At 42.6% G+C, this 22,562-nt stretch carries 23 protein-coding genes; 10 read left to right on the forward strand and 13 right to left on the reverse strand.

What is annotated here, in order from left to right; genetic code table 11:
* On the reverse strand, positions 1–990 hold a 990-nt coding region (locus tag G511_RS0115385), incomplete at its 3' end, for a cbb3-type cytochrome c oxidase subunit I (RefSeq protein ID WP_028470430.1).
* 367 nt (positions 991–1,357) lie between these two features.
* Between G511_RS0115385 and G511_RS23100 the strand changes: the two genes are divergently transcribed.
* Positions 1,358–1,987: an alpha/beta family hydrolase gene (locus tag G511_RS23100; protein ID WP_036552219.1), complete on the forward strand. Its 630-nt coding sequence runs from the start codon at positions 1,358–1,360 to the stop codon at positions 1,985–1,987.
* Here G511_RS23100 and G511_RS0115395 read toward each other — a convergent pair.
* Positions 1,984–2,265 carry an antibiotic biosynthesis monooxygenase family protein gene (locus G511_RS0115395; protein ID WP_028470431.1) on the reverse strand — a complete coding sequence of 94 codons (282 nt, stop codon included), beginning with the start codon at positions 2,263–2,265 and terminating at the stop codon, positions 1,984–1,986. The genes G511_RS23100 and G511_RS0115395 overlap by 4 nt on opposite strands.
* Positions 2,266–2,406: 141 nt before the next feature.
* On the opposite strand from G511_RS0115395, the gene tusA reads away from it, so the two are divergent.
* The 3 genes from tusA (at position 2,407) to trxC (ending at position 3,724) form a co-directional block, all read left to right on the forward strand.
* Positions 2,407–2,652, forward strand: coding sequence for a sulfurtransferase TusA (tusA, locus tag G511_RS0115400; RefSeq protein ID WP_028470432.1), 246 nt, complete (start codon positions 2,407–2,409; stop codon positions 2,650–2,652).
* Between the two features lie 4 nt (positions 2,653–2,656).
* On the forward strand, positions 2,657–3,226 hold the full coding sequence (locus G511_RS23105) for a ProQ/FINO family protein (protein WP_028470433.1): 570 nt from the start codon (positions 2,657–2,659) through the stop codon (positions 3,224–3,226).
* 63 nt (positions 3,227–3,289) lie between these two features.
* Entirely contained in the window at positions 3,290–3,724 is a 435-nt protein-coding gene (gene trxC / locus G511_RS0115410; protein ID WP_028470434.1) for a thioredoxin TrxC, read from the forward strand.
* Between the two features lie 12 nt (positions 3,725–3,736).
* Here trxC and G511_RS0115415 read toward each other — a convergent pair whose 3' ends face one another.
* The 7 genes from G511_RS0115415 to G511_RS0115445 all read right to left on the reverse strand — a co-directional run bounded on the left by G511_RS0115415 (position 3,737) and on the right by G511_RS0115445 (position 12,967).
* The gene (locus tag G511_RS0115415; RefSeq protein ID WP_028470435.1) at positions 3,737–5,680 is read right to left on the reverse strand and encodes a bifunctional diguanylate cyclase/phosphodiesterase; all 1,944 of its coding nucleotides are present in this window, start codon (positions 5,678–5,680) and stop codon (positions 3,737–3,739) included.
* 21 nt (positions 5,681–5,701) lie between these two features.
* Positions 5,702–6,418, reverse strand: a complete 717-nt coding sequence (locus tag G511_RS0115420) for a transglutaminase-like cysteine peptidase (protein ID WP_342664802.1) — start codon at positions 6,416–6,418, stop codon at positions 5,702–5,704.
* A 73-nt stretch (positions 6,419–6,491) separates the two neighbouring features.
* A complete protein-coding gene (locus G511_RS0115425; protein ID WP_169565788.1) occupies positions 6,492–7,475 on the reverse strand; it encodes a DUF3080 family protein in 984 nt (327 codons plus the stop codon).
* A gap of 70 nt (positions 7,476–7,545) precedes the next feature.
* Positions 7,546–8,895, reverse strand: a complete 1,350-nt coding sequence (locus G511_RS0115430) for an MATE family efflux transporter (RefSeq protein ID WP_028470438.1) — start codon at positions 8,893–8,895, stop codon at positions 7,546–7,548.
* Positions 8,896–9,019: 124 nt separating this feature from the next.
* On the reverse strand, positions 9,020–10,762 hold the full coding sequence (locus G511_RS0115435) for a PHA/PHB synthase family protein (protein ID WP_028470439.1): 1,743 nt from the start codon (positions 10,760–10,762) through the stop codon (positions 9,020–9,022).
* A 166-nt stretch (positions 10,763–10,928) separates the two neighbouring features.
* Positions 10,929–12,431: a methyl-accepting chemotaxis protein gene (locus G511_RS0115440; RefSeq protein ID WP_028470440.1), complete on the reverse strand. Its 1,503-nt coding sequence runs from the start codon at positions 12,429–12,431 to the stop codon at positions 10,929–10,931.
* The gene (locus G511_RS0115445; RefSeq protein ID WP_028470441.1) at positions 12,428–12,967 is read right to left on the reverse strand and encodes a PAS domain-containing protein; all 540 of its coding nucleotides are present in this window, start codon (positions 12,965–12,967) and stop codon (positions 12,428–12,430) included. The genes G511_RS0115440 and G511_RS0115445 overlap by 4 nt, the downstream gene beginning before the upstream one ends.
* Positions 12,968–13,115: 148 nt before the next feature.
* Between G511_RS0115445 and G511_RS0115450 the strand changes: the two genes are divergently transcribed.
* Complete coding sequence (locus G511_RS0115450) at positions 13,116–13,361, forward strand: glutaredoxin family protein (protein WP_028470442.1); 246 nt, start codon at positions 13,116–13,118, stop codon at positions 13,359–13,361.
* Between the two features lie 28 nt (positions 13,362–13,389).
* Here G511_RS0115450 and G511_RS0115455 read toward each other — a convergent pair whose 3' ends face one another.
* The 3 genes from G511_RS0115455 to G511_RS23110 form a co-directional block, all read right to left on the reverse strand.
* A complete protein-coding gene (locus G511_RS0115455; protein ID WP_028470443.1) occupies positions 13,390–14,169 on the reverse strand; it encodes a TatD family hydrolase in 780 nt (259 codons plus the stop codon).
* Positions 14,170–16,143 (reverse strand): transglycosylase SLT domain-containing protein, encoded by a 1,974-nt coding sequence (locus G511_RS0115460; RefSeq protein WP_028470444.1) that lies wholly within the window; start codon positions 16,141–16,143, stop codon positions 14,170–14,172. It abuts the gene before it with no gap.
* Between the two features lie 227 nt (positions 16,144–16,370).
* Entirely contained in the window at positions 16,371–17,162 is a 792-nt protein-coding gene (locus G511_RS23110; protein ID WP_051222122.1) for a 2OG-Fe dioxygenase family protein, read from the reverse strand.
* Between the two features lie 226 nt (positions 17,163–17,388).
* Here G511_RS23110 and G511_RS0115470 point away from each other — a divergent pair, with 226 nt between their 5' ends.
* Both G511_RS0115470 and G511_RS0115475 read left to right on the forward strand, forming a co-directional pair.
* Positions 17,389–18,369: a hypothetical protein gene (locus G511_RS0115470; RefSeq protein ID WP_028470445.1), complete on the forward strand. Its 981-nt coding sequence runs from the start codon at positions 17,389–17,391 to the stop codon at positions 18,367–18,369.
* Between the two features lie 68 nt (positions 18,370–18,437).
* Positions 18,438–20,315, forward strand: a complete 1,878-nt coding sequence (locus G511_RS0115475; protein ID WP_028470446.1) for an ATP-binding cassette domain-containing protein — start codon at positions 18,438–18,440, stop codon at positions 20,313–20,315.
* A gap of 2 nt (positions 20,316–20,317) precedes the next feature.
* Here G511_RS0115475 and G511_RS0115480 read toward each other — a convergent pair whose 3' ends face one another.
* Entirely contained in the window at positions 20,318–20,761 is a 444-nt protein-coding gene (locus tag G511_RS0115480; protein WP_028470447.1) for a universal stress protein, read from the reverse strand.
* Positions 20,762–20,866: 105 nt separating this feature from the next.
* Here G511_RS0115480 and G511_RS0115485 point away from each other — a divergent pair, with 105 nt between their 5' ends.
* The 3 genes from G511_RS0115485 to rlmF are packed head-to-tail and all read left to right on the forward strand — an operon-like array spanning position 20,867 to position 22,541.
* Positions 20,867–21,373, forward strand: a complete 507-nt coding sequence (locus G511_RS0115485) for a hypothetical protein (RefSeq protein WP_028470448.1) — start codon at positions 20,867–20,869, stop codon at positions 21,371–21,373.
* Positions 21,370–21,603 carry a DUF1653 domain-containing protein gene (locus G511_RS0115490; RefSeq protein ID WP_028470449.1) on the forward strand — a complete coding sequence of 78 codons (234 nt, stop codon included), beginning with the start codon at positions 21,370–21,372 and terminating at the stop codon, positions 21,601–21,603. Before G511_RS0115485 ends, G511_RS0115490 begins: the two co-directional genes overlap by 4 nt.
* Positions 21,603–22,541 (forward strand): 23S rRNA (adenine(1618)-N(6))-methyltransferase RlmF, encoded by a 939-nt coding sequence (gene rlmF / locus G511_RS0115495; protein ID WP_028470450.1) that lies wholly within the window; start codon positions 21,603–21,605, stop codon positions 22,539–22,541. Before G511_RS0115490 ends, rlmF begins: the two co-directional genes overlap by 1 nt.
* The last annotated feature ends 21 nt before the right edge of the window (positions 22,542–22,562 follow it).

The following is a 22,562-nucleotide window of genomic DNA, read 5'->3' on the forward strand; positions in this document are numbered from 1 at the left end:
AATGGCCATCATAGGGCCTTCGAAGGTAGACATACCGTAGAAGGACAGAGACACAACTAAGAAACGAAGTATCGGGTCTGTACGTAGCTTATGCCATGCACCAGACAGTGTCATCATACCATTGATCATGCCGCCCCAAGACGGAGCTAATAGAATCAAAGACATAACCATTGCTACAGACTGAGTCCAATCTGGTAATGCAGTATAGTGAAGGTGATGACCACCAGCCCACATGTAAGTAGCAATCAGAGCCCAGAAATGCACGATCGATAGGCGGTAAGAGTAAATTGGACGCTCTGATTGCTTAGGTACGAAGTAGTACATCATGCCTAAGAAACCTGCAGTCAGGAAGAACCCTACTGCGTTATGGCCGTACCACCACTGTACCATGGCATCAACAGCGCCTGGGTATAGCGAGTAAGATTTCCACATAGAAACAGGCATAGCCATGCTGTTAACAATATGTAGAACCGCTACAGTGATAATAAAGGCCATATAGAACCAGTTACCTACATAGATGTGCGAGGTTTTACGGTTCTTGACAGTACCAAGGAATACGATTGCATAGGAAACCCATACAACAGCAAGCAATATGTCAATTGGCCATTCTAGTTCAGCGTATTCTTTAGAAGACGTTAAACCCATAGGTAGGGTTATTGCTGCTAAAAGAATAACGGACTGCCATCCCCAGAACGTGAAGGCCGCAAGACCGTCTGAAAATAGGCGCGTCTGGCAGGTACGTTGAACTACATAATAAGATGTAGCAAACAACGCTGATCCACCAAATGCGAATATAACCGCATTGGTGTGTAACGGACGTAAACGCCCGTAGGATAACCATGATGTGTCAAAGTTTAGTGCCGGCCATACAAGTTGTGCGGCAATTAAGACGCCAACTGTCATTCCGACGATACCCCATATCACCGTCATAATGGCGAACTGGCGCACAACCTTGTAATTATAAGTTGGGTGTTCAGTTACAGTGCTCATGTCAGGCTCTCATCCAAAAGCTTGGTTTGATAGTACAGTTCCACAGGCAATTATCTTGGAATAGCCTTGTGTTTTCAACGAGGTTCAGGCGTTGAGTGTGGCGCATTGTCGCATAAAACGGTTGGTAAATATATTGTATATGTAGATTAGTTTTTTCTCTGTGCTGCTTCTATCTTATTGATTTTATTTAAAATAAATATTCTAATGAGAGCTGTTCTACAATTGTCTATTATGTACTTTGGCGGTAAATTGAGTTTTCTTCTGCTACTTTAGGCGTGCTTTTATTGTTTCTTAACTCTCATTTGCTTGATCTAAATCAAGCCCTACAATGGCGCGAGATAGCGTTTTATTCTTTGAGGTGATTTTTTTGGATCTATTAATTGATGGGGAGCCTATTTTAGGTCGCGTAATCTTGGCTCACGGTGCTGGTGCAGGCATGCAAAGCGAGTTTCTTGAAGAGCTTGCTAAGTACTTGGCGGGTAACGGTGTGCAAGTTGTGAGATTTGAATTTCCATATATGCAACAAAGGCGTATTGATGGCAAGAAAAGGCCACCAAACAGGGCTGATAAGCTAATAGATGCTTATAAAGAAGTTGTTGAGGAGTTTTCTGACTCAGTGCCCTTATTCTTGGCAGGCAAATCTATGGGAGGACGAATTGCTTCAATGATATTAGAAGATTCGTCTGCACTTGCTTGTTTTGTTTTTGGTTACCCTTTCCATCCCGTAGGTAAGTTGCTCACTACGCGTGCTGATCATATGAGGGATTTAACAAAACCGTTATGTGTGTTTCAGGGCGAAAGAGACCCTATGGGGACTAAAGATGAAGTACAACAGTACTTGTTGCCATCCGCTGTGATGCTGAACTGGTTAGCAGATGGCAATCATGACTTAAAGCCCCGAAAGTCGTCAGGGTTTACTCAGCTAGAGCATATGCGTTATGCCATGGATATGATGCTTGATAACATCAAAAAATTTAGTCATCAGGTTGCTTGTTAGTGCTCAAGAATGGTGAATTTTTCTTCACGCTCGAGCATTGGCCTAATTTGCTCCATCATCTCTTTACGCTCAGCTGAACCTAACCAATGTTGCCAGTCATGGATCGTTCTATAATTGGCAATAACAATCTGGTGGTTAGGGTCATTAAAGTCTTTTAAGGCTTCGCCTGAGATGAAGCCGTGCGCTTGCATTGCTTTTTGTAAGGTGGCTCTCGCTGTCTTTTCGTAATGTTCACCTAATTCATCAGCGATATGACGCTCAATTATTACTTTAATCATAGTTGTTCCCTCTTAATTCATCGCTATTCTTTAAGCATAAACCTTGTCTGGAAAATCACAAACTCATACTTTGGCAAGTACCAGCTTTCACTGCTGTGCTTTATTTGAGATAATAGGTCTGTTTATAGATCGAGATGTGAAATGGTTGGTATCAAAGAAGATCATTTATTGGATGCTAAGGGCTTGTATTGTCCTGAACCAGTAATGATGTTGCATAACAAGGTGCGTGAAATAGAGATAGGTGAGGTGTTGTTGGTTTTAGCAACAGATCCATCTACTCAGCGTGATATACCCAAGTTCTGTACATTTCTTGGGCATGAGCTGGTTGAACAGGTCAATGAATGCGAAAATGAAACATTCAGCTATTATATTCGTAAAGGCAGCTGATATAGTGTCTAACGATATTGAAGCCGCAGTGACGCAAACGTTGCGGGTAGTTGATGAGTGCGAACGGTTGATTGGCAATTTAGAGCTTAAAAAAAGCTGTTCGAATATCAAAGTGATCGAGAGAAATGTTGTGAACGACGTAGTGATACCAAAAAGTAAAAGTAAAGCGAAAAATAGAGCCGCAAATCAGGCTGCACTTCAGCTTTTAATGGAAACATACCCTCAGGTTTTTAATCGTGACAACGTACGGCCTCTGAAGATTGGTATTCAAGATGACTTGATCACTGATGATAAAGTTGCAAAAAACAAAATTAAAAGAGCTCTGGCATCTTATGTCCGTTCTCCACAATATTTTCGATCCTTGCAGGAAGGTGTTGATAGGGTTAACTTGCAGGGCGAAGGTCAGGGACAAGTTACAGCTGAAGAAGCGGAGCATGCCAAAGGTAAGCTAAAAGAGTTTCATCAGCATCGCCGTGAACAGCAGCGTGAAAAAGAAAAACAGCAGCGTGAGACTGAGAAAGCTGATCGCTTGCATAATAAACTGGATCAGTTGGTCGCGTTGAATAAACGATAAGCCACACCTTGTAATCCTTCCAAAGCACCTTATATAGTTACTAGCTAATATATAAGGTGTTTTATGTCTCAAATTAAATTAATTTCATGCCCCTCTTGCCAAACACCCAACCGTGTTCCTATAGAAAAACTTACAGCTAAACCGGTCTGCGGTCGTTGCCGTGTATCACTTTTTCAAGGTGTTCCAGTTGAGTTAACAATGGCTCAGTTTGATAAGCTTGTTAAGTCAAGTGATATACCCGTTGTGATCGACTTTTGGGCGTCTTGGTGTGGCCCATGTAAAATGATGGCGCCCGTTTTTGAGCAGGCAGCAAAACAGTTAGAGCCGCGTTTTAGGTTTGTTAAAGTTAACACTGAAGTAGAGCAGGCGCTTGCAGCGCGCTACTCTATTCGCAGTATTCCAACCTTGCTTGTGTTGAAGGGTGGTGTAGAGGTAGCTCGCCAGGCTGGAGCAATGGATTTAACTAACCTTTCTAGATGGCTAAGCGGTTACGAGTAGCACTGTGCCGCTTCAAACTAATGCTTCTGGTCTGCCATGCAAAAAGCCTTGAGAGCCATCAATATTAAGTTGATTCAGTTGCTCTGTTTGGCTTTCCCGTTCAATACGTTCCGCATATGCTTGAATGCCTAAGCTGTGAGCGGCTGTAATTAGGCTGCTTATAAAGAAGCGGTCCTCAGCACTGTTATCAATCTCACGGCTGAGAGATCCATCTATTTTGATATAGTCAGGCTGGACTGCGTATAGGTAGCTAAAGCCGCTGGGATGAATACCGAAATTATCAACACCAAAGCCAACACCGCTTTGTTTTAAGAGGTCTCTAAATTCAACGATATGATCTATGTCGTTAAGTACGGCTGTTTCATTAATTTCAATGTTGAGTCGGCCTTTCAGGTTATGCCTGCTTAATTGTTTCCTTATCCATGCTGTAAAGTTTTCTGAGTGAATGGCTTGTTGGCTGAAGTTGACGGTCAGTGGTGGGCATTTTGGATTGTGTTGAATATAATCAATAGCGCGTTCTAATACCGCTTTATCCAGTGCTTCAATTAACCCTAGTTCCTTTACGACCTGAATAAATTCAACAGCTGAGCAAGGCATGTTCTCTCTATTGAGAATACGTGCAAGCAGTTCGCGCTGCAGAACACGGTCATCCTCACTTGAAATGACGACCTGGAACTGAAGAAATACCTGTTTAGTGTTAATGGCATTGGCTACATGGGCCTGCCATGAACTTGAAGCAGCTTGCGTACCAGAGAATTGCTCAGGGTATTTTATGCTTATGTTCTCTGTTGTAGCTTGTTTTACCAATATACGCGCTTCTGACAAGAGCTGCGCCGCCGATGTGTTTTCGTTACTTTGTGTTACCGATATGTGCGCAGGTATGTGGTTTGGTGAAACGTCTTGAAAATTAGCTCTAATATTGATTGATTCATTAATCTGATTAATAGTTCGCTTAATGGTTTCTTCATCAGTGATAGGAAGCAGGGCAATGAAGTCTGCTCCAGAAAGTCGACCTATAATATGTGGCTGATATTGCGTCGCTAGGTCAGAGAGCTGTGCTCCTATATAGCGTAAAAAATTGTTAGCGTTTTCCTCACCAATTTTTTCGTTGAGTGCGTGTAAATTAGGGATATGTAGGTAAAGACAAGTTGCGGGCCCAAAATCTTTGCGGTAATCAAGCCAATCACTTAGTTGTGCTTGGGTTGATCGTTGATTTGCGAGGCCTGTTAAATTGTCTTGATAGGCGGTTTTGCGTAAGTCTTCTATGTTGCGGGTTTGCTCATCAAAAGTGCGTTGTACGCGACGTACCATTCTGTTCATCGCTTCTACGACAACTTTTAGTTCCTGTGTTTTGGGAATGTGCTTTTGTTCAACATACTTTCGCTCGGATAAGGCCGCTGCTTGTTCTGCAACACCTTTAAGAGGGCGTAGGATGAATCTAAGTAGGTAGCTGAGTGAGAAGACCGCAATAAGGGATAATGATATAAACCAGAGTAGTGTTTTTTCGGCGCCTTTCCATAGTTGTTCGTATGCATACCCTGCGCGGCCTTGTACTTTTACCTTGCCGACCTTGCGCCATTGATGACTAATTTCGCGCTCCATTGACGGTGGCGTAAACTGTACGAGGCGCAAAAACCAGCTAGGCACGCTTTCAGGGGTAGGCGATGGCGCACCTGAAGCAAAAAGGGTGTTTCCTTGCTCATCGAGCACTTCAATCTTTTGATAGAAACCACTATCAAAAATAGCATTGATAGTGGTCTCTATTGTTGCTGTATCTTTCTTTCCTATATATGGGGCAAGATACAAGCCTAAGTGTGTAGCAGTATCCTGACCGTGAGACTCAAGCTGGTGAGATAGCATCTCTTTTGAGCTGTCGGACATGATATATAGAGTGCCAGACACCAAGCCAATCAGTACGGCAAAAACCGCAGCAATTAGTTGATTGAGTAATGACATATAGCGCTCCTTGGTTCTAAATTAATTAACATTAACACGGTTATTCTCTAGTCTTGATTTTAACTGTACCCATGGGCCCAGACGGTCTGATGTACCCACCAGAGTGGTTCTTCGGCCTTTCTTAGATAGCCATAAATTATCACCATTAAAGCTATATACATGCAAAAGGTCAGTTCTTTGTGAGGCTGGTTTTATTTCTGGGATTAAATTATCAAGCACAACCGGCATAGCGCTAGGGTTTTCGTAGTAAGTAAGCACCATATGAGCCTGGTTTAATTTTAATGCTTTAACGTAGGATATGCTGAGCTTGGTGATATCCACACCTACTTCTTTGAGGGTGTAATATTTTGCAATAGAGAAGTCTTCACAATCGCCACCATTACTGATGAGAAACTCCACGGGTGTTGCCCAGTAATCCTTTTTTCCCCAATGCTTAATATCGTCTAAAAACCGTACTTGGTTAAAAAAATCGTTTACCTGTTTTAGCTTTTCCTTTTCGGGCATATCGGCTATATCGACAATTAAGTTTTGCCATGCTTGTAAGCGCAGCTCTGCTTTAGCACCGTACTTATCCCCGAGCTTTTGAATATAAGCATTGCTGAGCCGGATACTTATATCGCTCAAAGCAAACATGGACGCGGTTAAGCAGAGTAAGGTAATACATGCATAAACTAAACTGTTTGCTTTTAATGACTTGGACCGTCTTTTTTCAGCGATGTAAAAGCGGTTATTAAGCACGGCTAACCTTATGGCGCAGGAATAATGCATGCAGCATGGTAGAAGAATGTGCTTTTTTCAAGGTGAAAGCTATTTAGTTAGAACGAGTTGGCATTAATTTGCATTGTTTAAGAATGGTTAGCCAAGCTTGAGTGTGCTTATCTCGTGCGGCAGTGTAACGCTTCCATATGCTGTTATCGGAATCTTTCAAAAAAACCTGAGCAACATAGGGTTCAATATTTTCGGGGGTTGGTAGCTTCTTCATTGCCATCTCATGAAGGTTAAACCATTGTTCTCCAATACGATGCGTCTTGCTCATGTAAGGCTGGATTTGGCGTGCATAATATTCGGTAAATATGTTTTTCAAGATATCTGCCTGTGGGTTTTGCATACCAGGAAAGCAAAATGGTCTGCGTAATAATCTGGAGTTAATGGTCGCGGCTACTTCATTGAAAGTAGTCTCTAGTAATAAGAGAGATTTTAACAGCGGTGTGCCAAGTGGGTTGTGATAAATAGCAGCGTAACTTTCTTCTACGTTTTTTATAGAGAATTGACCGGCTGAGTGATCTCTATTCAATATGTTGATTATTGAATGAAGCCTATGAAATGCCCTTAGGGTTTCGCTGTGATTCGATTCCTGTAAAGGAAAAGGGGGGAGGTTGAGTGCAAGCGAAACCTCGATTTCTTGTCCAGTGTATAGCGCATTCCAGATTACTTTGGGTAGGTTTTGAGTTTTTATTGCATATACATTTTTTATGCGTGCCTTTAGCTCGCTGTCTAGTGCCGGATCTTTTTCAAGAAGAGATAAGCATTTTGTAAGTTTACGATAAAATTTTATTTCGTAGATTAGTCGTTGGGATGGTTGTGCGACTATTCCAAGTGAGCTATTTCTTGATGCAATTAAGGGCAGCAACTCACAGTAACTAAAATCAAGTACATCGAGCATGCCTTCTCTAATATCTGTGGTTGCTTGATGACGAAGTTTTTGTGGAGGCAGTGCAGGTAATAGGCTGGTTGGGAGGGGATCTTTTACCTCTTCGCCAAGTACATTCGCAACACGTTTGATATAAGTGTGCATGAGTTGTCGTTCAGGCGTTTCGTTACTGCAAGCGCTGAGTAGCAGTAAAAAAATACTGTAAAAACATGCGCTATATATGCGCATGTTGAGCGACTCTCTTTAGCCTTACAATCAATAATACAGCAGACACTGATAGCCCTATTAGCAATCCGTACCAGAATCCGGCTGCTCCCATTGCGGGTAGAAGTAAATCAGTTAAGCCAAGAATATAACCCAGTGGTAAGCCTATAACCCAGTATGCAATAAACACTATGAGCAGCGGGATACTCGTATCTTTATAACCGCGTAGAGCGCCTGCAGCTGTAACCTGAAGTGCATCAGATATTTCAAAGAGAGCGGCTATTAAGAGTAAGCTTGCGGCAAGCTCGATTAAGTAGGGCTCTGATGTAAATATCTGAGCAATGTTAGTAGCAAGTAGCCAAATGGTGATGCTGGTAAATAGAGCAATACTTGTCGTTACCAATACGGCAACTTTTGCGCTAAACCAGGCGCTTTTAGGCTCGTTTGCGCCCGATAATTGGCCTACTCGAATAGTGCAAGCCATGGCTATGCTCAGTGGAATCATGAATATTAACCCAGAAAATGTCATTGTTATTTGATGGGCAGAAACAACGAGCGTGCCTAGTGGCGCGAGTAATAGTGCGATAACAGAAAACATGCTGGTTTCGATTAAAATAGCAAAACCCATGGGAATGCCTAATTTCAGGTAATTAAGCAATTCCTGAATATCTAGCCAGCGAGGGTTTGTTTCATTTGGCAGTTGTAGTAGAGGGTTGCGTTGAATAGCAGCTAAACCACAAGCTAGCATTACCCACATTACTAATGCGCTGGCCCAGCCGCACCCTGCAGCCCCTAATTCTGGGAAGCCTAATTTACCAAAAACAAATAAGTAATTAAGAGGGATATTGAGAACAAGAGCAAGAAATGCAATCCGCATTGCAGGGCGTGTTTTGCCTAGGCCCTCAAAATAACTCCTCAGTAATTGATAGAGCAGCAGCGCAGGAAAACCCCAAGAAATTGCCTGAAGATATTCTTGCGTTTTTGCTGCTAAAGATGCTTCCACTCTCATGAAATCAAGTATCCATGTTGTGGAGTTAAGTATAAATACGCTAATGATGCCTAGGGTGATTGCAACCCATATTCCCTGCCTGAAAATACTGAGAACACCGTTTGTTGTTTTAGAGCCTGAGGCAAAGGCAACTAAAGGTGTCGTTGCCATGAGAATGCCTGTTGCAGCGAGGTAAATAGGTAACCAAATGCTCGAACCGAGTGCGACAGCTGCTAAGTCCAAAGTGCTGTATTGCCCAGCGACCAGTGTATCAACAAAGCCCATAGACGCTTGGGCAATTTGTGTCAGCATAATGGGAAAGCCAAGAGCAAGAAGGGCTTTGACTTCCATCCAAGTACGGTACAGTGTCACAGATGAGTTCTCTTAAGGTGTGGGTTCAGGCTATTAGTTTTAAATGTTGCTTATGATGCTAGAAAGCAAAAAGCCTCTGCAGAGCAGAGGCTTTTAATGGTACAGGCTATTTTACAAAAAAGCCTTATTCGATACGCACTGCTACGAAACGTCCTGGGGCTGCTTCAATTACTTTGTTGTCTGCGTTCCCATAATCTGCAGGAGCAACAACTTTTTTGCCGCCACGTTTTTTCTGCCACTCAGACCAGTTTGGCCACCAAGAGCCTTCAACACGCTCAGCAGTTTCTAGCCAATGATCAGAGCCTTTACCTTGTTCGCCTTTGACCCAATAGTTACGGCGGTTTTTAGAAGCGGGGTTAATAACCCCAGCAACATGACCGCTTCCACCTAGTACAAATTCGACATTACTGAAGTTTTCAGCGCCTGTGAAAGTACCTTTCCATGGAGCAATATGGTCGTCAATAGTCGACAGAAAGTAGCATGGAATTTTGATGCGACCCAAATCAATTGGAGACCCGCACATTGTTAGCGCATCTTTCTCAACTAGTTTATTTTCTAGGTACATATTGTTGATGTAGTAAGTGTACATCTCAGCTGGCAGGTTAGTTGAATCGCCATTCCAGTAGAGGATATCAAATGGAGGGGGTGTCTGGCCTTTCAGGTAGTTGTTCACCACATATGACCAGATAAGGTCGTTAGAGCGCAGCATGTTGAACGATGTCGCTAACTCTTTACCAGATAAATAACCTTGGTTATTAACCTTGTTTTCTAATTTCTTAACTTGTTGCTCATCTAAGAATACGCAAAGATCACCCGGGTCACGGAAGTCTGTCAGCGTAGTCAAGAAAGTTGCAGATGCTACGCTAGTGTCTTTACGGTGTGCTAATACGGCTAGAGCTGATGCAAGCAGAGTTCCGCCGATACACCAAGCGACAGCGTTGATTTTAGGCACAGCTGATATTTCTTTAACCTTGTCGATTGCAGCGATAACACCTTTACCAACATAATCATCCCAGCTGATATCGCCTTGCTCGATGCTTGGGTTAATCCAAGAGACTAAGAAAACAGTTTGCCCTTCATCAACACAGTATTTAACGTAAGAATTGTGTTCTTGAAGATCAAGAATATAGAACTTGTTGATGCATGGTGGAACAATTAGTGTTGGCTTTTCAAATACTTGTTCAGTAGATGGCTTATATTGAATAAGCTGGAACATGTCATTTTCAAAAACAACAGCACCTTCAGACGTTGCGATGTTCTCACCCAGTACAAAGGCGCTTTCATCAGTCATCGAGATACGACCTTTCTCGATATCGCCTAACAAATTCTGCAGACCGTCTACTAAACTCTTACCTTTTGTGTCCAGCGCCTGTTGTAATACTTCAGGGTTAGTAATGGCAAAGTTGGTAGGAGACATCGCATCTATATACTGTTGAGTGTAAAACTCAAGCTTACGTTGTTCGCTTTCAGACAGGTTGGCATTAGATGCCATGTTCTGCAGCATGCCCGAACCTAGTAGGTAAGATTGTTTGATGTGACTGAAAATAGGGTTTGTTGACCACTCGTCTGCATTAAAGCGACGATCACCTGGTGCTGGGGCAGCAGTCGGTGTTGCTCCCGTTTGGCCGGATAGCATGTTTTTCCACATGTTCATCTGAGCCTGCTGATAATCGGTGATTGCCTTTATCCAAACAGTTGGGTCTTCAAGAGAGCGCGTTGCTAGCTCGGACCAAGACTGTGTGAATTGGCTAAATACGTCATCGCCACCCGCGCTGGTGTAGCTTGAGAGGAGCTTTTGAGTTTCCTGGTTGACGTAGTTGATGAACTCTTGAGGATTCGTAAGCTTGTCGTTACTATTTTTTTCCATGAAACTACCTTTTTGGCTGAAAGTCTGCGTGTTGCCCAGCTATTACCTAGGTGTCGATTCGACGTTATTCAGATTTACAGTTAACTATTTAAACTTTGATCGATTCAGAACTGCTGTTCAGCATATCCTTGCCGCTACGAGGCTTGCAAGTAATGATGATAGAACTTTAGCCTTGCCTATGATTATGATACTCGTCAATCATAGCGTCAATATGTTGCAGAATCTTGTCACTCTCATTTTCTGCCCGTGCCATGGAGTCCACAATTTCTTGTCGGATAGATGAATTGTTGCCCCAATCAGAATCACGTAAGGCAACAGCATTTTGTATTGCTAAATGAACCGCTGCATGTGGAGCCTCCAGTTTGGAGTAGGCTGCTGTATTGCTAAAGAACTCTGCTCCAGCGCCTTCGTAATACCATTTGCCTAAGCGACAGTTGTGATGAGTCACCGACGTTGCATCAATCTCGTTTTGACGGTCCATTGAATGATCTAAAGCTATGTAACCATTCTGTTTAAATATCACATGATCTGCTTTTACTAAGGAGCCAAATGCTTGGCTTTTCGTATGCGTTATCGCACGTAAGGTTTCATTGGCACCGCTTGCGAATGTATCAAACTGAGTTTTAAAGCTTGAAACTATAGCACTAACTTCTGCGGCCATCTTATTGGAACTTTCTGCTTGCTCGATCATTTCGTTAACATGTACGCTGAAATCTGTAATGGTAGACGTAACTTCAACCGCTGCATCTTTGGTGCGTCTTGAAAGGGCTTTAACTTCGTCAGCTACAACCGCAAATCCACGGCCCTGCTCTCCTGCTCTTGCCGCTTCAATAGCAGCGTTGAGTGCAAGTAGGTTGGTTTGATCTGCGATACCGGTAATCATTGATAGAGAATCTGTGATTTTAGCGCTATCTTCACCAAGTTTACTGACAACCGTCGCGATAGAGCTGATAGTTGACGATATATTATCAAGGGCGGTTACCATCTGACTTACAGATTGCTGGCTGTGCTGGGCGGCGGTACCGTTATCTTGGACGATAGCCTCTACCTTTTCCATCTCCTCGCTGATCTGTAATAGGTCATTTTGTGTTTGACGCAGGTTAGTAATTAAGTGCCTACCATTTAAAGAGTGTAGCTCTGAATGTAATGCATTAGCCGCAACTGTTTCAGTGCCTTTTTTCATCTCAAGGAGAGCGAAATTAATGTTTTTGAGAGATTGCTCTAGTAGACCAGGTAGGCCTTTATGTAATGCGGGCCTATCATATTCGCCTCGTGCGACATGGGTGAAGCAAGAATCCACTTCTTTAAAGTAGGATTCTACTTTGTCGAGAAAATCATTAACCTCCCAGGCTACTTTTCCAACTTCACCTAGTTTTTTTGTACGGGTTATTCGTGCATGGAACTCTCCGTTGTTTGCTTGCTCCAGTGTTTGGTGGATCTGTTGTAAAGCACTAAAAACATAACCTGTATTGACTAGTAAACGGTAAGCGATATAGCTAGTTAGGATAGGAGGGATAAGCCAAATGGCATTTATTTCATAAGCATAGGTAATATAGAAGGAGCTACAAAGTGATATAGCAATAAAGCTTAAGCAATATGCTTTAACGCGGGCATCTAAGAACGGTGCGCCTGAGCTGACACCGGATTGCTGTGGATTGCGAATGCTCATGCCTGCTCCTCAGTCTCGTTTAAACTCAGCATTAAATGTGGATAGGTGGTATTAAGCGATGCGAGGGTTTCGTTAAGGTAGGCCAGTGAATTGGCTGCTGCATCCTTAGTGTTACTCTTTTTTTCTATTTCTAACATTTTTTGATATATAGGGATCATAGTGTTGATAGCGTGGCGTAAGGGTTTTCTTCTCACGGAGTAGTAGCCGCGCAATTGTCCCTTTGCATCATAATCGGGTGTGACATTAGCAAATACCCAGTAGTAGCTACCGTCTTTACATAAATTTTTTACATAACCAAAAAACTCATCCCCTTTTTGTAAGGTGTCCCATAACAGTTTAAATGTGCCTCTAGGCATATCTGGATGACGAATGATGTTGTGTTGTTTTCCCAGTAAGGCAGATTCAGGATACCCTGCAGTACTCATAAATGTTCGGTTGACGTATGTGACTAAACCTTTCTGGTCAGTTTTACTGACGATAAATTCATTGTCACTGAGTGAAACTTCATGGTCGATAGGTGTGATTTTTGGCTTCATAGACTGCGTCACTATAAAGAGGTGGATTAGAGGTTGTTCGAATTTAACTCTTCAGGCTTAACTATTCTGAGTGTCATTTATGATTAATGGTAGCAGAGATGCCATAATCTGCATGGAAAATCACACAGACATTGGTATAAAGAAAGTTATGCAAAATTTTGTTTTTCTGACGACTCAAGGTTGTCATTTATGTGAGGTGGCAGAGGCTTTGTTGGTGGCAAGTCTTAATCCCGAGTGTCACCAGGTGGATGTTATTGATATTGCCTATGATGATGCACTGCTTGAGTGTTACGGTGAGCGTATTCCTGTTTTTAAAAATGAAGATACACAAGCTGAGTTAAATTGGCCTTTTGATGCTGATAAGCTAGAACACTTTGTTGCTTTAACGGTATAGGTTTGCGTAGAAACTGTATGTTTATAAGTTATATAGAAAAAAGGCGGCGAGTATTGACTGTGGTTTGGGCGGCTAGTTGCTCTATTGATGTATGCCTTAGCGCGGCGACAGTTGATGCTATATGCTGAAGAAAGGCTGGCTCGTTTCGCCCTTTTTTTGCTTTAAAAGGCAAATCTCTAGGAAGTAGGTAGGGTGAGTCGGTTTCAAGGAGCAATCGATCATCAGGAATTTCTTTTATTAATGCCTTAAGCTCTAATCCTCTACGTTCGTCGCAAATCCACCCAGTAATGCCAATATAACAGCCTAAATCTAAATAACTAAATAGGGCATCTTTATTGCCAGTAAAGCAGTGCAAAACTGCGCCCTCTAATTGCGATGCGAAAGGTTTAAGTATTTTGATTTGTGTCGATGTTGCTTCTCTATCATGCAGAAAGAGTGGGAGTCTTGTGGTTTTTGCTAATTCAATTTGACGATTAAATGCCAGTATCTGCTCGTCAGGTGTTGAAAAGTTACGATTAAAATCGAGGCCTGTTTCACCGATAGCCACAACGCAGGGGTGTTGGCTAAGAGTAAACAGTTCAGCAAGCACTTGGTCATTAAGTGAAGACGCGTCGTGAGGATGAATACCTACGGTAGAGTATAAGTATTCGGGGTATTGTTGGCATAATGCCACTGCCTGCTCAGATGATGATAAAGATGTCCCTGTTACCACCATTGCGCCAATATGCGCGGCTTTTGCGCGTTGAATAACGTCTTCAATATCATTACGAAAACGCTTATCAGTCAGGTTGACACCAATATCAATCATTTACAGTGTTGGTTTACTAGTTTGTATATCGTTACTAAGAGCCAAAGAGCCGGGTTTAACTGAGCTGAGTAAGCTTGCATTCCTGGCGGCCATTACGTCATAAATAACACTAAATGCTAAAACGTTTTGCACATAGTTACGCGTCTCATCAAATGGGATTGTTTCAATCCACACGTCTAAAGGAACATTACTACGCGCCTTTAACCATTTTTTAACACGATGCGGGCCTGCATTATAAGCTGCTGTAGCATAAACACGGTTTCCATTAAATGTACCTAGCACTTGTGCTAAATATGCGGTGCCCAATGAAATGTTAGTACGTGGTGTAAACAACTGACTTACACCACTGTATTTAATATCAAACTTCTTTGCTGTCATTTTTGCTGTAGCAGGCATTAGCTGCATGAGACCGCGTGCCCCTACACGTGAACGAGCGTACTGATGCCAAGCACTTTCTTGTCGAGCAACAGCGACGGCCCATGTCTGGTAGATTCCTCTCTCGTTAGCAAGCTCTTCAAATAAGGATTTGTGAGGGTTAGCAAAACGAATATCGAGGTCATCCCATGCTTTAATGCGAGCTGCACCACGAATTGCCTGGTCATACCAACCCCAATCATAAGCTACGTGAGCCATTGCCAGCTGGTCGTTGGTTGAGAGCTGCTTGCTTAAGCGATTCCACTCAACACGTGCGGCATATTGATAGTCCAGTGCTAATAACTCTTTTATTCGTTTAAATGCTGCGAGCTCGCTTAGTTTGTTTTTATGTGCAGTAGTAATACCAGAAGGGCGATGGTTTAAGTAAAAAGGACTGTTGGTTGTTTCTGAGGCAAGAAAACCGTAAAAACTTCTTTCTTTAATCACTTCACCATAGTCGACTTGGTGCTTTTTAGGATTAAGTCTATGCGTTGCTGTCTCTTTCCAGTAAACCCAGCGGCCCTCGCTTTTTAAATTAGCAGGGAGCTTATCTATTAGCGTAAGCGTGTCTTTCCAGTCCTGTTTGGCAAGCTCTAAGCGTATGCGCCATTCCGTTAGCTTTCCATAAGAGTAGTTGGGGTCAAGTTTAGCTAACATTTGTACGGCATTACTACGAAACCCTTTGGCGTACCGCATACCAAAATAGGAATTGGTTTTATCAGTAATTGCCTGGCTAAATGTTAGTCGCTCGCGGTCGCGAAGCCATAAGTTAGCAGCTTTATTGATATCCTCACGTGCAATTTGGCGGATAGCATAGGCTGCGATTATGCCGTGTTGTGGTGTTTTTGTTTTTAAGAGTGTCGCATTTTCGACCAGATCAGGTTTGTCTTTAACTGCCCAAAAAAGCGCGCTCTCCTTTTTATGGGCGGGCTTGCTAATAAACCGTGCTAAATATTTGGCTAATGCGAAGTTCTTTTTTTGTATAGCTAGCCAAAAACGTTGATAGGCTAAAGCAGACGTTAGTTTTCCCTGTGCCGTCCATGTCGCAAATAGAGGGTCGCATGCTGAGTTTTGAGAGTAGCCAACTAACCAAAGTCGTTGAGCGCTCACGAACGCTTGTTTCTTATGGCCAAGCTGTAATTGGGCGTTACCTAATTGGCATTGGAACCGACGACTTTTAATTGGAAATGCTGCATAGGCTTTAGTAAAGGCGCTCCATTTTTTCTGTCGTAGTAAGTTGTTTAATCTAGCGCTTTGTACGTCATCAGCGAACGGGGTTGCTTTGTGCTTATTGATGAAGCCGCTGACGAATGTATCGTCAAGCTTGGCAATATCGCGTTTGATCTGTCTAGTGTGTAAGTAAGGGGCTAAAGGATAATTTTTCAGTTGAGCCGTTAGTTTATCGGCTAAAGGCATGTCCTTTTTTTCAAAGGCTGCTTTTGCTTGTAAGTATAGTTGGCGTTCTGAGGTGTCTGCATGTGCAAAATGAACAGATAAAGTGAAGCCCAACGTGGCGCTAACGATTGTTACTGCAGATAACAAATTCTTAATTTTTAACATAGTGCTATCGGCCTACGGTTGAGTCATGTGTGACTTAAGTGTAAAACAGCTTTTAGGAAAAAGGTAATGTATTGATAGGTTTTTATTTCAAAGGTTCATTTAAATAATGAAAGGGCGGCTAGTTATTATTGGTTTTATCTAGCGGGTTGATTTTTTTGCATTGCTTGATACACAATTGAAATATTTTCAATTGTGTATCAAGCAGTAAAATTGGGGTTATGTTCAATTTAATGGTTGCTCAGTATGGCTTTGGGATAATACTCTTGAAGAATTTTATTTTGGAATTTATCATTAAATCGGCTATTGATAATAATAATGAACCTTTCAAATGGGGTATCATTGTTAATAGGGTGTATTTGTGAAACATTATGGAATACCTCATTATCTCTTACGTGAAGAATTTCTCCAGGTTCTAGGGTCACTTCAGTTATTGTGTGCTCTCCCGCTTTGTCTTTATATAAAGCATTGCTTCCCCCCACAACGTTGTTGCGGTTTAACACTAGAATACTGAGAAACTGGCTACCGTCCTGATGAATTCCTTGGCCTTGCAATGGGTCTAGTGCTTGTTGACCTCTTATGCCATTTATTTGCATTAAAATAGGTTCTTGCGGGCCTATGTTCCAAAGACTTGCCCAATTTTTGACAAACTCTTGAACGTCTTTACGTTGAAGAAACTCTTTTTGTAGCGGTGGGTAATAACGTAGCTTGTCTGCCATTGTTGCCGCATCATTGTACTGTCCGCCTTGAGCCATGGGACATTCGTGTAACACTTGTAATGTGTTGCTATCATCCAAAAAAAGCCAAGACATTCGTTTCCAGCGAGTATCGACATAAGGGTCTCTAGGTAAATCGCTGAGGTAGCTTTGCCATTGTGCAAGATCTATGTGTTCTTCAATATTGGTTTTACTCCACGCACCTTGCGAAAGATCATGTGTGACACTAGGCTCCCAATAAGGAATGCTTCCATTAATAGGAAACTCAAAGGGTAAGCGTAAATAAGCAGTATTAGAGCTTTTCATTGTTGACTCCATTCATTTTAAAAGAGTTCGATAAGCTGAGTGGCTTACCTGCAGATAACAATGAAAGTGTTACAGGGATCAGAGTCAATACTCTGGTTGGTTTTTATACGGTCTTCACTTAAAAACAGTATAAAAACTAATGAGCGTAATAAAATTAATTAAAACTAGTCTTTTGATAAAATGCCATCTCGCTGTCATATTTGACGAGCAAATTATGGGTGATTGTATGAAGTTGTTTTTTACTGAGCTTGGCCGCGACATCTTCCAAGTTTCTTTTACGTTATTTAAATTGATGATTCCTGTCATTGTCGTCGTGAAAATTTTGCAAGAATTAGGTGCTGTTGAATATTTAGGTATGGTTCTTGGCCCGATAATGCATAGTGTGGGTTTGCCTGAGTCTATGGGGTTTGTTTGGGCGACCACTATGTTAACCAACATCTATGGTGGCATGTTGGTGTTTTTTTATACTCAGCAAGCAGAGGTGCTCACGGTAGCGCAAGTGACCGTATTATCTATTCTGATGTTGCTCTCACATGCCCTTCCTATTGAAGCACGGATTGCGCAACAAGCGGGTGTTCGTCTACGTGTTACGTTATTGCTAAGAGTGGGAGGTGGCTTGCTGCTAGGCTGTATTATGCATCACTTTTATAGCTTCTTTAATCTCTTGCAGGAACCTATGAACTTAATGTGGCAGCCAGAGATCCCAGAGCCAGGTTTATTAGCGTGGGGTATCAGTCAAGTAGAAGGCCTCATTATGATCCAAGTTGTTATCGTAATCTTACTGACTGCATTAAAGGTTTTAAAAATACTCGGTATAGAGCGTTTAATGGCATTATTGCTGCGCCCCGTTTTACGTTTAGTAGGCATAGGGCGAGAAGCTACGACTATTACTATAGTGGGCGTAACCTTGGGGTTATCTTTTGGTGGGGGGTTGTTAATAAAAGAGGCTCGCGCAGGACATGTAGCTAAGCGAGATATATTCGCTTCAATGAGCCTCCTGGCTCTTTGTCATAGCATTATCGAAGATACGTTATTAGTGACAGTGTTGGGCGCTGACCTTTCTGGAGTTTTATGGGCACGGCTGCTGTTTACTTTTGTGTTTATTGGCGTGCTTACTCGAGTTTTGAGTCAGTGTCCTGACTCATTTTGGCGAGCCCATCTTGTTAATAAGCATGTTGAGCCATTAGGGCCTGCCGTACGTACCTAAAGAATCCGCTATATTGCTAACACTAAATTCGGTAAAATACCGGCTCATTTTTTCGTATAGAGAACATCATGCCCCTGATTCGCCTTGATAAAGCCTCCGTTGCGTTTGGCTCACGCCCTTTACTTGCTGATGTGGGTCTTAATATAGAGCCAGGGGAGCGTATTGGTCTGGTCGGACTCAATGGGGCTGGTAAGTCGACCTTATTAAAAGTGATTACCGGACAGGTTCATTTAGATAATGGCGAACTGTGGATTGATCCTTCTTGTCGTATCGCTGAATTAGCGCAGGCTTTACCTGCCGCTGATGAGCGAAGAGTATGGGATGTTGTTGCCTCAGGTCTGCAAGAGGTTGTTGATATGCGGGCCGCATATGACGAGCTATCATCTAATACGGATGCTAAATCTTTAGCAAAACTTGACCATCTGTTACATGAGATGGAAGCAGTTGATGGCTGGGGGCTCGAGCAGCGTGTAGAGCGTGTACTAACTCGATTGAAACTCAATGGTGAAGCACTGATGTCTTCATTATCGGGTGGCTGGCGCCGTCGTGCAGCACTGGGTACCGCTTTGGTTCAAGAACCCGATCTGTTATTACTAGATGAGCCTACCAACCATCTGGATATCGATACGATCGAATGGCTCGAAAAACAGTTGCTAGAGTTTCGTGGCGGTGTGTTATTTATCTCTCATGACCGTGCATTAGTCGACCATCTTGCGACACGCATTATCGAATTAGATCGTGGAATCTTGACCTCATTCGTTGGTAACTATACCTCTTACACTGAACAGAAGCAGATTTTACTAGAGCAGGAAGAGCGACATAATGCTCTTTTTGATAAAAAACTAGCGCAAGAAGAAGTGTGGATTCGCCAGGGAATTAAAGCACGTCGTACCCGCAACGAAGGGCGTGTACGTGCTCTGGAGTCATTGCGTCGAGAGCGTTCAGAGCGTCTGGGGCGTCAAGGCAAAGCCAGTTTTAATCTTGAAGCAGCTCAACGTTCAGGCAAATTAGTTGCTGAACTTGAAAACGTTACTGTTGGCTTTAATGGCACACCCGTTATTGAAAACTTTACGGCGGCTATTCAGCGTGGCGACAGAATAGGCTTGATCGGCCCCAACGGTGCAGGTAAAAGTACGTTACTTAAGTTGATATTGGGACAGCTTAAACCCGATAGTGGTAGTGTTTCTCATGGTACTAAGCTTGAAGTCGCATACTTTGACCAGCTGCGCGGTCAGTTAGATCCAGAAAAGTCAGTTATCGATAACATTTCTGAAGGGCGTGAAGCGATCGAAATAAATGGTCAGCGTCGTCATATTATTAGTTATCTTCAAGATTTCTTGTTTGCTCCTGAGCGAGCGCGAACACCATTAAAAGCACTGTCTGGTGGTGAGTGTAACCGTGTGTTGCTAGCGCGTTTGTTTAGTCAGCCGGCAAATTTGTTGGTACTAGATGAGCCAACAAATGATTTGGATGTAGAGACACTAGAGCTTCTAGAAGAAATTCTTATGGACTTTAAAGGCACTGTTTTGTTAGTGAGTCATGACAGAGCATTTTTGGATAATGTTGTGACAAGTTCGTTTGTCTTTGAGAACGGCGGTGTTTCTAGTTACATCGGTGGATATCAAGATTGGTTAAGGCAGCGCCCTAGTATTGTTAAAGAGAAGTTGCCTGCTAAAGCCGGATTGAGCCAAGCAGGAGCGGCACCTACAGCGCCGGTTAAAAAGGCACCAAAGCTTAGTTATAAGTTGCAGCGTGAACTTGAGCAATTGCCTGCATTACTAGAGTCGGCTGAAGCAGGACTTGAAGTTTTAATGACTGAAACAAGCGCGGCAGGTTTTTATGAAAGCGATCATTCCGTCGTGACAGAAAAGCTTGCGCTACTGCAAGAGCAGGAGCGCAAGATTGAATTGCTGATGGAGCGCTGGGTAGAGCTGGAAGCAATGTAGTGTTATGTTTTTGGCTCATAAACGCGAACAGCTAATACGTCGCAAGGTGCACCGTGTAAAACACTGTTTGCTGTTGAGCCTAGTAGCAACGCTAGACCGTGACGGCCGTGGCTGCCAACAATAATTAAATCACACTCTTTATCTTCGGCCATACGATGAATCTCTGATTCAGTATGGCCGGTGATGACCTGTTGAGATTCAACGGGGTAATTAAGTTTTTCGGAAAAAGCTGAGAGTTTAGTTCGAGCATGTTCATCGAGTTGATCTTGGACAGTGGTAAGGTCCATTGGAACATCGCCACCGTATGCGAAGCTAAGCGGCTCGATAACATGCAGTACTGTTAATTCTGCGTGGTTATTTTGTGCAATCGTACGTGTTTTCTCAATGAGCTGGTCTGATTCTTCAGATAGGTCTACAGCTAAGAGAATTTTAGAATAAACGGCCATTGGGTTAATCCTCTTTATTGAATTTTCTTCAGTCTAGCATACAGAAAGATTATAAAATTGTGATAACCATCAATAGAATGAGAGTTGTTCAAAGGAAATTTTAAGATGAAAATCTTTATTATCGTTTTTGTTGTGATGTCTTTATTAGGCTCATTTATGTGGATGATGCCAACCCCGCGAGAAAAGCTTCAGGCGAAACTGCGTTTAAGAGCAAAAAAAGAAGGTTTCATGGTGCAGCTCGTTAGGTTAACTGCGCCACGGGCTGAAGGTGAAATGGACGAGAAAGTACGTAACACACCTGCTTATCGTTTACCTAGAACGAACCTTGATAAAAGAGAAGTCGGTGCAATGTTTCCTTGGCAAATCTTTAGAGTCACAGCTATTGCTAATGAAGGTTTACCTGAAGGTTGGTGTTGGAAAGTGGGTGAAAGAGTATTGTCTGATACCCAGTTAAGCATATTAAATGAAGTTATTACGCTTTTACCTTCTGATGTTGTAGCTCTGGAGTCTACTCCTGTTAACGTTACCGCTTTTTGGAATGAACGTAGCGGTGAGGAGTCGTTGGATATGCTTAAAGTTGCTTTGGGAAAATTAATTGAGGGAAAAGTATGAGTCAGGATTTATCACTTAAACCTTCATTTAGGGTCGGAAAGTACCGCCATTATAAAGGTAATGAATACGAGCTAGTTGATCTAGTGAGGCACTCAGAAACAGAAGAGTGGATGGTGCTTTATCGCCCATTATATGGTGATGCAGACCTTTGGGTTCGCCCTTATGACATGTTTTTTGAGAAGGTTACATTAAACAGTGACCAGCTTGTAGACCGGTTTGAGAAGTTATAATGAGTGGTAAATTACACCCAAATAACTTTCATCAGGGTCGTTATGATCTGGCAGCGTTGAGCCGCACTTGCCCCGAACTTACTATGTTTCTTCGGCCGAACCCTAAAGGAGATCAGACGATCGACTTTAGTGACGAGAAGGCGGTGCTTTGTTTAAACAAAGCATTGTTGGCACATTTTTATCATGTGCAACACTGGCAGATACCTCCGGGTTACTTATGTCCTCCGATTCCGGGGCGAGCAGACTACATACATTACTTGGCTGACTTGCTGGCGGCTAGTCATCAAAAACAGTGCCCGACAGGAAAAAAAGTTCATGTGCTGGATATTGGTACGGGCGCTAATTGTATTTACCCGATTATCGGTAGCCAAAGCTATGGCTGGCAGTTTGTAGGGACTGATATTGATCCGGTTGCCGTTAAAACAGCAAGTTTGATTGCTCAATCAAACAGCGCCTTAAACAAACTCATTAAAGTTCGACAGCAAAAAGAGAGTGAGTATATTTTTAAAGGTGTTGTTAAGCCTAAAGATAGGTTTGACTTAACGCTTTGTAACCCTCCTTTTCATGCGTCAATGCAAGAAGCACAAGCCGCTAGCCAGCGTAAGTGGCAAAATCTCAACACCGGTGTAAAACAAAACGCATCTCAATTGAATTTTGGTGGCCAACAGTGCGAGTTGTGGTGCCCCGGTGGCGAGTTAGCTTTCCTTGAGTGTATGGCCAAAGAGAGTGTTGATTATGCTGAGCAAATTTGTTGGTTTACCAGCTTAGTATCCAAGAAAGACAATATTAAGCCAATACAGCAACTAGTTAAGCGCTTAGGGGCTAAGCAGTGTGAAGTTATTAATATGAGCCAAGGGCAAAAAATTAGCCGATTGATCGCCTGGAGCTTTCTGTCTAAGGATGAACACCTTCAGTGGGCACAAGCTTATTGGTCTTAATGCTTTGGCAATACATTTTCT

The organism is Neptunomonas japonica DSM 18939 (assembly GCF_000422765.1).
In the GTDB taxonomy this organism is placed as follows: Bacteria; Pseudomonadota; Gammaproteobacteria; order Pseudomonadales; family Balneatricaceae; genus Neptunomonas; species Neptunomonas japonica.

Excerpts from the sequence above, each read along its gene's own strand:
- G511_RS0115470 (WP_028470445.1), top strand. The coding sequence starts at position 17,389 with ATGAAGTTGTTTTTTACTGAGCTTGGCCGCGACATCTTCCAAGTTTCT.
- G511_RS23110 (WP_051222122.1), bottom strand. The coding sequence starts at position 17,162 with ATGAAAAGCTCTAATACTGCTTATTTACGCTTACCCTTTGAGTTTCCT.
- G511_RS0115455 (WP_028470443.1), bottom strand. The coding sequence starts at position 14,169 with ATGATTGATATTGGTGTCAACCTGACTGATAAGCGTTTTCGTAATGAT.
- G511_RS0115435 (WP_028470439.1), bottom strand. The coding sequence starts at position 10,762 with ATGGAAAAAAATAGTAACGACAAGCTTACGAATCCTCAAGAGTTCATC.
- G511_RS0115395 (WP_028470431.1), bottom strand. The coding sequence starts at position 2,265 with ATGATTAAAGTAATAATTGAGCGTCATATCGCTGATGAATTAGGTGAA.
- G511_RS0115445 (WP_028470441.1), bottom strand. The coding sequence starts at position 12,967 with ATGAAGCCAAAAATCACACCTATCGACCATGAAGTTTCACTCAGTGAC.
- G511_RS0115460 (WP_028470444.1), bottom strand. The coding sequence starts at position 16,143 with ATGTTAAAAATTAAGAATTTGTTATCTGCAGTAACAATCGTTAGCGCC.
- G511_RS0115450 (WP_028470442.1), top strand. The coding sequence starts at position 13,116 with ATGCAAAATTTTGTTTTTCTGACGACTCAAGGTTGTCATTTATGTGAG.
- tusA (WP_028470432.1), top strand. The coding sequence starts at position 2,407 with ATGGTTGGTATCAAAGAAGATCATTTATTGGATGCTAAGGGCTTGTAT.
- trxC (WP_028470434.1), top strand. The coding sequence starts at position 3,290 with ATGTCTCAAATTAAATTAATTTCATGCCCCTCTTGCCAAACACCCAAC.
- G511_RS0115415 (WP_028470435.1), bottom strand. The coding sequence starts at position 5,680 with ATGTCATTACTCAATCAACTAATTGCTGCGGTTTTTGCCGTACTGATT.
- G511_RS0115475 (WP_028470446.1), top strand. The coding sequence starts at position 18,438 with ATGCCCCTGATTCGCCTTGATAAAGCCTCCGTTGCGTTTGGCTCACGC.
- G511_RS0115485 (WP_028470448.1), top strand. The coding sequence starts at position 20,867 with ATGAAAATCTTTATTATCGTTTTTGTTGTGATGTCTTTATTAGGCTCA.
- G511_RS0115425 (WP_169565788.1), bottom strand. The coding sequence starts at position 7,475 with ATGCACACTTATATCAAACGTGTTGCGAATGTACTTGGCGAAGAGGTA.
- rlmF (WP_028470450.1), top strand. The coding sequence starts at position 21,603 with ATGAGTGGTAAATTACACCCAAATAACTTTCATCAGGGTCGTTATGAT.
- G511_RS0115490 (WP_028470449.1), top strand. The coding sequence starts at position 21,370 with ATGAGTCAGGATTTATCACTTAAACCTTCATTTAGGGTCGGAAAGTAC.
- G511_RS0115440 (WP_028470440.1), bottom strand. The coding sequence starts at position 12,431 with ATGAGCATTCGCAATCCACAGCAATCCGGTGTCAGCTCAGGCGCACCG.
- G511_RS0115480 (WP_028470447.1), bottom strand. The coding sequence starts at position 20,761 with ATGGCCGTTTATTCTAAAATTCTCTTAGCTGTAGACCTATCTGAAGAA.